The following is a 6,301-nucleotide window of genomic DNA, read 5'->3' as shown; positions in this document are numbered from 1 at the left end:
TCGCGCCACGGCACCTGCGCGCCGTGGCCGGCTGCTACTTCGTGGCCTCGTTCGCCGCGCTCGGCCTCCCGCCGTACCTGACCGAGATCCTGCCGGCGCTCGGCGACGAGGACGGCCGCTGGGCCGGCCTGCTCTACGTCGTCCCCACCGTCTTCTCCGCCCTCGGCGGACCGCTGTGGGGGCGACTCGCCGACCGCTTCGGACACAAGCCCCTGCTCCTGCGCGCCCAGCTCGGCCTCACCGCCGCGTTCGTCCTCGCCGGACTCGCCGACTCCCTCCCCCTGTTCGCTGCCGCCCTCGTGCTGCAGGGCGTCCTGGGCGGCACCTACGCGGCCTCGACGGGCTACCTCGGGGCCGCGGTCCCGGACCGGGCCGCGATGTCGCGGGCGCTGACGCTGATGCAGGTCGCGGCCCGCGCCTCACTCGTCGCCGCCCCCATCGCGGTCGGAGCCCTGAGCCCGTGGCTGCCCCCGCAGCGGCAGTACCTCGTCCTCGCCGTACTGCCCCTGGCGGCCGCCCTGATGCTCACCGCCCTGCCCTCACCACCACGCAACGCCGGTGAGCGTCAGGGCCGGGCCCCTCGCGAGCAGGCCCGCGTCGCACGCGTCGCCGCCAGGACCGGGCTCCGTGGCCGACACCCGGTGGGGCTCTACCTCCTCGAGTTCGGGTTCGTCTTCAGCACCGTCGTCTCGTTCCCCTATCTCGTCGACCTCGTGCAGCAGGCGGCACCCGGGGCGCCCGCCGGACTGGCCGGCGCGCTCTTCGCGCTGCCCCACCTGTGCTTCCTGCTGGCCGCGATGCCGCTGCACGACCGGCTGACGAGGCGGCCCCACACGAGCCTGGTGGCCGGGCTGGCGCTGGTGTCGCTCGGACTCCTCGGCCATGCAACCGCCGCCACCGTGACCGACCTGGTCCTGGTGAGGACCTGCTTCGGAGCCGGGCTGACCCTCGGCCTCGTGGGGCTCTCGGCGCTCGCCGCCGAGGCCTCCCGCGGACGTCCCCCCGGCTCGCTGTTCGGCTGGGTGGAGCTCTTCTCCAAGGCAGGAGCCGTCGCCTCCGGCGTCGTCGCGACCGTCACCAACGCGGCCTGGGGGCCGGCCGGCCCGGTGGTCGCCGGCGCCATCGCCGCCCTCGCCCTCGCCGTCGGCTCCACCCTCGTCCGTCCGTCCCGTCCCCTTCCCTCGACCTGATCCAGGAGCAACCCCATGAGCGACTCGGCGCACACCGCGATGCTGACCCTTCCCACGGCCGACGAGGCGGTGGCGCACACCCTCCTCAACTGCCTGCTCCGCGAGATCTCCGGTCCCGAGCACCAGACGGCAATCGTCGACGGCAACCTGCTGCTCCGGATGCCCCGCCGCGACGTGCTCCTCCGCATCGCGCTGCGCCGCACGTCGCTGCTCGGGGCACACCGCTTCACCGGGCCGGTCGAGCGGCGGGCCGACACCACGTGGCACCCCATCGACTGGCAGCTGCTGGCGACCCTGGTCCGCGACGAGCTCGGGCTCCGCAGCGGTCTGTGGAACGACGAGTTCCTGGAGCAGATGGAGTCCGCGCACGCGGGTGTCAGCCGCGGCCTGTCCGCCGGGATGCCGGTGCACCACGATGCGTTCCGTTCCTCCGAGCAGTCGCTCGTCTTCGGCCACCGGTTCCACCCCACCCCGAAGGCCCGCTCCGGCACGGCGGGCGACTGGTCGGCGTACGCACCGGAGGCCGGCGCCGAGTTCCCCCTGCGGCACCTGGCCGTCCGTACCCCCCTGGTCGTCGAGGAGTACGTCGACCCTGCCGACCTGATCGCCCTGGACCGGCACCGCCCGGGGAACCTGCCCGCGGGCTACACGTTCCTGCCCGCGCACCCCTGGCAGTGGGAGCTGACCCGCGACCGTCCGGCGATCCGTCGTGCGCTCGAGGACGGAGACCTGCTCGACCTCGGCGCGGGGTCCGACGAGGTCTGGCCGACCTCCTCGGTGCGGACGGTCCACGACGGCCACGCCTTCCTCAAGTTCAGCCTCGACGTCCGGATCACCAACTGCCTGCGCAAGAACGCCGCCTACGAGCTGACCGGCGCGGTCGCCCTCACCCGTCGCCTGGCGCCGGTGGCCGAGGACCTGGCGGACCGCTTCCCCGGCGCCACCCTCCTGCGCGAACCGGCCTACCGCAGTGTGTCGCTCGGTGAGGACCTCGAGGCACTGGAGGCCCTCGCCGTCATCGTCCGTGAGGGTCTGGACCCAGCAGCGCCCGGCACCCGGGTGCTCCTGGCCGCAGCCGTCGCGGACGAGTACCCGACGAGCAGCGCACACCTGTCGCGGCTGCTGCCCGGCGCCACCCCTGGGCAGCTGCTCGCCTGGTGGTCGGCGTACCTCCGGCTCCTCGTCGGGCCGGTCGTGGCGGCTTACAGCGATCACGGCGTCGTCCTCGAGCCCCACCTGCAGAACGTCCTGGTCGGGGTCGACGACGACGGGATGCCGGTGCGGGTGCTGCTCCGAGACCTGGAGGGCACCAAGCTCGTCCCCGACCACGCCGAGAACGCGACGTTCCTCGCCTCACTGCCGGCGTCCGTGGCGGGCCCGATGACGTACGACGCGCAGCGGGGCTGGGACCGGGTCGTCTACTGCCTCGTGGTCAACCACATCGCCGAGGTGCTCGCCGCCATCGCCGACCTCGCGCCCGAGATCGAGGCGCGGTTGTGGCGTGAGGTCCGGGTCGTGATGCTGGAGTGCGCGGAGCGCCACCCGGACGACGTCCGGCTGCGGGCCCTGCTCGCCGGCGTACCCCTCCCCGCCAAGGCGAACCTCTTCGCGCGGTGGGAGCGCCTGGCGGATCGCGACGCGGGCTATCTGCGGCTCGCCTCGCCGCTCGCCGAGGGGTTCCTGTCCGGCCTGCTCGACGACTCGGGGACCCAGCGATGAGCACGGGACTCGCACCGGCCCCCGCAGCGGCGCCCGTCAGCGCGCCGGCCCTTGCGCTGGCCAGGGACCTGACCCAGCGCCAACTGCCGGCCTACGTGCACGACCTGGGCGCGCTGCGCGCCCACGTGCGGACGATCCGCACCGCGCTGCCGACCGGGCTGGAGCTGTACTACGCGGCCAAGGCCAACTCCGAGCCGCCCGTGCTGTCGGCGCTCGCCGGCCTGGTCGACGGCTTCGACGTCTCGTCGGGCGGCGAGCTCGCCCACGTGCGACGCCACCGGCCCGACGTACCGCTCGCCCTGAGCGGTCCCGGCAAGACACCCGACGAGCTCCGGGAGGCCCTGGCCGCAGGAGTCGAGCGCATCCACGTCGAGAGCCTGCACGAGCTCGCCGTGCTGGATGCCCTCGCCACCCGCCCGGTGTCGGTGCTGCTGCGCGTCAACCTCCCGGTGCCCGACGACGTGCTCGGCGATCGGGCCCTCACGATGGGCGGCTCCGCGTCCCCCTTCGGACTCGCACCGGCCGACGCCGAGGAGGCACTCCGGCGGAGCGACGCCGGTGCGCTGCCCCACCTCCGGATCCTCGGCATCCACGCCCACCTGGCGAGCGGGCTCTCCGCCGCACCACAGATCGCCGTCGCCCGAACGGTCCTGACCTGGGCCCGGGCGCTCTTCGACCGGCACGCCCTGCCGCTGTGCGAGGTGAACGTCGGCGGTGGCATGGGCGTGGACTACGCCGTGCCGGCGGAGCGCTTCGACTGGGCGGCGTACGGCGACGGGATGGCGAGGTTGCTGGCGGAGCACCCCGGGGTCGCGGTCCGCATCGAACCCGGCCGAGCGATCGCGGCCTACAGCGGCTGGTACGTCACCGACGTGCTCGACGTGAAGCACAGTCACGGCCGCGACTTCGCCGTGGTGCGCGGCGGCACCCACCATCTCCGCACGCCGGCCACCAAGGGCCACGACCAGCCCTGCAGGCTCCTGCCCATCGACACGTGGGAGGAGCCCTGGCCCCGGCCGGAGGGCACGCTGGACCGGGTCGACCTCGTCGGGCAGCTGTGCACCCCCAAGGACCTGCTCGCCCGGGACGTCGCCGCGCAGACACCCCTGCGTGCCGGCGACCGGGTCGCCTTCGCCCTGGCCGGTGCGTACGCGTGGAACATCTCGCACCACGACTTCCTGATGCACCTGCACCCGACGTTCCACCACCTCGACTGAGCGCGTTCGACGCCGGCACCCAGCCGCGGGCGGGCGGCGGCCCACGCCTACCCGAGGCTCTCGGGCACCCTCACGGGTCCTTGCGGAACGTCAGCGCGGCCAGCGCCGTGGTCAGCGGGACCGCCGCGATCAGGCCCAGGGTCGCGACCACGCTGCGCACGATCTCCTGGGCGATGATCTGGTCGGTCACCACGGCGCCGAAGGAGTCGTTGTTGGCCACGATCAGGATCAGCAGCGGCAACGAGGAGCCGGCGTACGCGAGGATGATGGTGTTGACCACCGATGCGATGTGGGAGCGACCGACCCGACTGCCGGCGCGATAGAGCTGCCCGAAGCGGTACGACGGGTTGGCGCGGGCCAGCTCGGTGACCGTGGCCGCCTGGGTCACGGTGACGTCGTCGAGCACGCCCAGCGAGCCGATGACGATGCCCGCGAGGAGCAGACCCTGGGTGTTGACGCCCTGGGTGATGCCGACGGACGCGGAGATGTCATCGGTGACCCCGGTGAGGTGCAGTGCTGCGACCGTCGCCGCGGAGAGCAGCCCGGTCAGGGTCAGGCTGATCAGCGTGCCGAGCACGGCCACGGTCGTCGAGAGTCCGAACCCGTGGGTCAGGTACAGCACCGTGAGCATGATGGCGCAGGAGCCGACGATCGCCACCAGCAGCGGTGGCTCGCCGGCCAGGATCGCGGGCACGACGAAGAACAGCAGGAGGGCGAAGGTCACCGCCAGGCCGGCCAGGGCGGTGAGTCCGCGCCACCGCCCGAACGCGACCAGCGCCAGGGTGAACGCGGCCATCAGCACCCAGAGCCCGGTGCTCCTCTGGTGGTCGACGATCGTGTAGGACTCGCCGTCCGGGCTCGCGGTCTCGATCATCACCACCGAGTCGTCCTCGGCGACCTCGGGGGCGCCCGTACCGTTGGGCAACGGCACCTCGACGTCCTGCCCCTTGTCGGCCCCCTCCGTGACGCGCACCGTCGCGGTGCCACACCCGTTGACCTCGTCGGGGAGCTGCTCGGGACACTCCTCCCGATCGATGGCGGTGACCTGTCCGGCGACCTGCTCCGCGGACCCGCGCTGCTCCGGCACGGGGATGCCCTCGGCGGGCCACAGCCAGACCATCGCGGCGAGCGTGACGATCGCGATCGGTGCGATCACGACCAGGGCGATGCGCTGCATCCGCCGGGTCTCCGGCACGGCGTGCCGCGGGTGATGTGCGCCCATGCCCTGCGCTCCTCATCTGGGTCTGGTCGGCGACGGAATGTCGCCGATCGTCGATCGTAGGGGGCCGACGGCGGAGCAGGAACGGTACGGTGAGGCGTTCCCAGCAGAGCGAGGTCGCGTGACTGCAGAATCCGACTCCGGCGTGGCGCCGAAGCGCACGCGCGAGCGCACGACGCGGCAGTTCCAGGCCGTCAAGGACGAGCTCGCCAAGGGCCCCGACTTCCGCAGCGCCCAGGACATCCATGCCGCGGTGCGCGCGTCGGGCGCATCGATCGGGCTGGCGACCGTCTACCGGGCCCTGCAGACCTTGGTCGAGACCGGTTCGGCGGACATGCTCCGGACCGACGCCGGGGAAGCCGTCTATCGCGAGTGCGGCTCGACCCACCATCATCACCTGGTGTGCCGATCGTGCGGCAAGGCCGTCGAGGTCCGGGGGCCGGCAGTCGAGACCTGGGCGGACGACATCGCCGCCCAGCACGGCTACGCCGACGTCAGCCACACCCTGGAGCTGTTCGGCATCTGTTCGACCTGCCGGGGCGAGGACAGCTGACCGGGCGGGGAGGCGGCTACCGTCGACCGCCACCCCACCCTGACCGTCAGCGGCCCGCGACCGCCGTCTTGAAGGCCGCGGCCGGCTTGAAGGCGGGCGCGACCGAGGCCGCGATCTCGAGCGCCTCACCGGTCTGAGGGTTGCGACCGGAGCGAGCCGCCCGACTCCGCTGCTCGAAGGTGCCGAAGCCGGGCAGGGTGACCTTCTCCCCCGCCGCCACGGCGCCCACGACACCGTCGACGACGGCACTCAGCGCCGCGTCGGCCTGGGTGGCGCTCAGCCCGGCCTCCCGCGCGACGGTCTCGACGAGGTCCTTGCGGTTCATGGTGATGCTCCTTGGTGTCGGTGTACCGGACCGGTGCGGCCCGCGCCTCGGACTATGCCATACTGATAATGATTCTCG

The 6,301-nt window shown here is 73.0% G+C and carries 6 protein-coding genes; 4 read left to right on the top strand and 2 right to left on the bottom strand.

The window, feature by feature from the left end:
- From ABZE72_RS15155 to ABZE72_RS15145, 3 genes are all read left to right on the top strand, one after another.
- Nucleotides 1–1,190 (top strand): MFS transporter (locus tag ABZE72_RS15155; protein ID WP_372729867.1); only part of this gene is annotated, 1,190 nt, incomplete at its 5' end.
- Nucleotides 1,191–1,205: 15 nt separating this feature from the next.
- A complete protein-coding gene (locus ABZE72_RS15150) occupies nucleotides 1,206–2,909 on the top strand; it encodes an IucA/IucC family siderophore biosynthesis protein (protein WP_372729866.1) in 1,704 nt (567 codons plus the stop codon).
- A complete protein-coding gene (locus ABZE72_RS15145; protein WP_372729865.1) occupies nucleotides 2,906–4,126 on the top strand; it encodes a type III PLP-dependent enzyme in 1,221 nt (406 codons plus the stop codon). The genes ABZE72_RS15150 and ABZE72_RS15145 overlap by 4 nt, the downstream gene beginning before the upstream one ends.
- A 70-nt stretch (nucleotides 4,127–4,196) precedes the next feature.
- On the opposite strand, the gene ABZE72_RS15140 is transcribed toward ABZE72_RS15145, so the two are convergent.
- The gene (locus tag ABZE72_RS15140; protein WP_372729864.1) at nucleotides 4,197–5,348 is read right to left on the bottom strand and encodes a YibE/F family protein; all 1,152 of its coding nucleotides are present in this window, start codon (nucleotides 5,346–5,348) and stop codon (nucleotides 4,197–4,199) included.
- Between the two features lie 118 nt (nucleotides 5,349–5,466).
- On the opposite strand from ABZE72_RS15140, the gene ABZE72_RS15135 reads away from it, so the two are divergent.
- Nucleotides 5,467–5,898, top strand: coding sequence for a Fur family transcriptional regulator (locus ABZE72_RS15135; RefSeq protein WP_372729863.1), 432 nt, complete (start codon nucleotides 5,467–5,469; stop codon nucleotides 5,896–5,898).
- A gap of 46 nt (nucleotides 5,899–5,944) precedes the next feature.
- On the opposite strand, the gene ABZE72_RS15130 is transcribed toward ABZE72_RS15135, so the two are convergent.
- Entirely contained in the window at nucleotides 5,945–6,223 is a 279-nt protein-coding gene (locus ABZE72_RS15130; protein WP_372729862.1) for an HU family DNA-binding protein, read from the bottom strand.
- Between the last annotated feature and the right edge of the window lie 78 nt (nucleotides 6,224–6,301).

This window comes from Nocardioides sp., assembly GCF_041600255.1.
Classification (GTDB): Bacteria; Actinomycetota; Actinomycetes; order Propionibacteriales; family Nocardioidaceae; genus Nocardioides.
The sequence above is the reverse complement of the archived record's forward strand: the minus strand, read 5'-3'. Positions and strand labels throughout refer to the sequence as shown.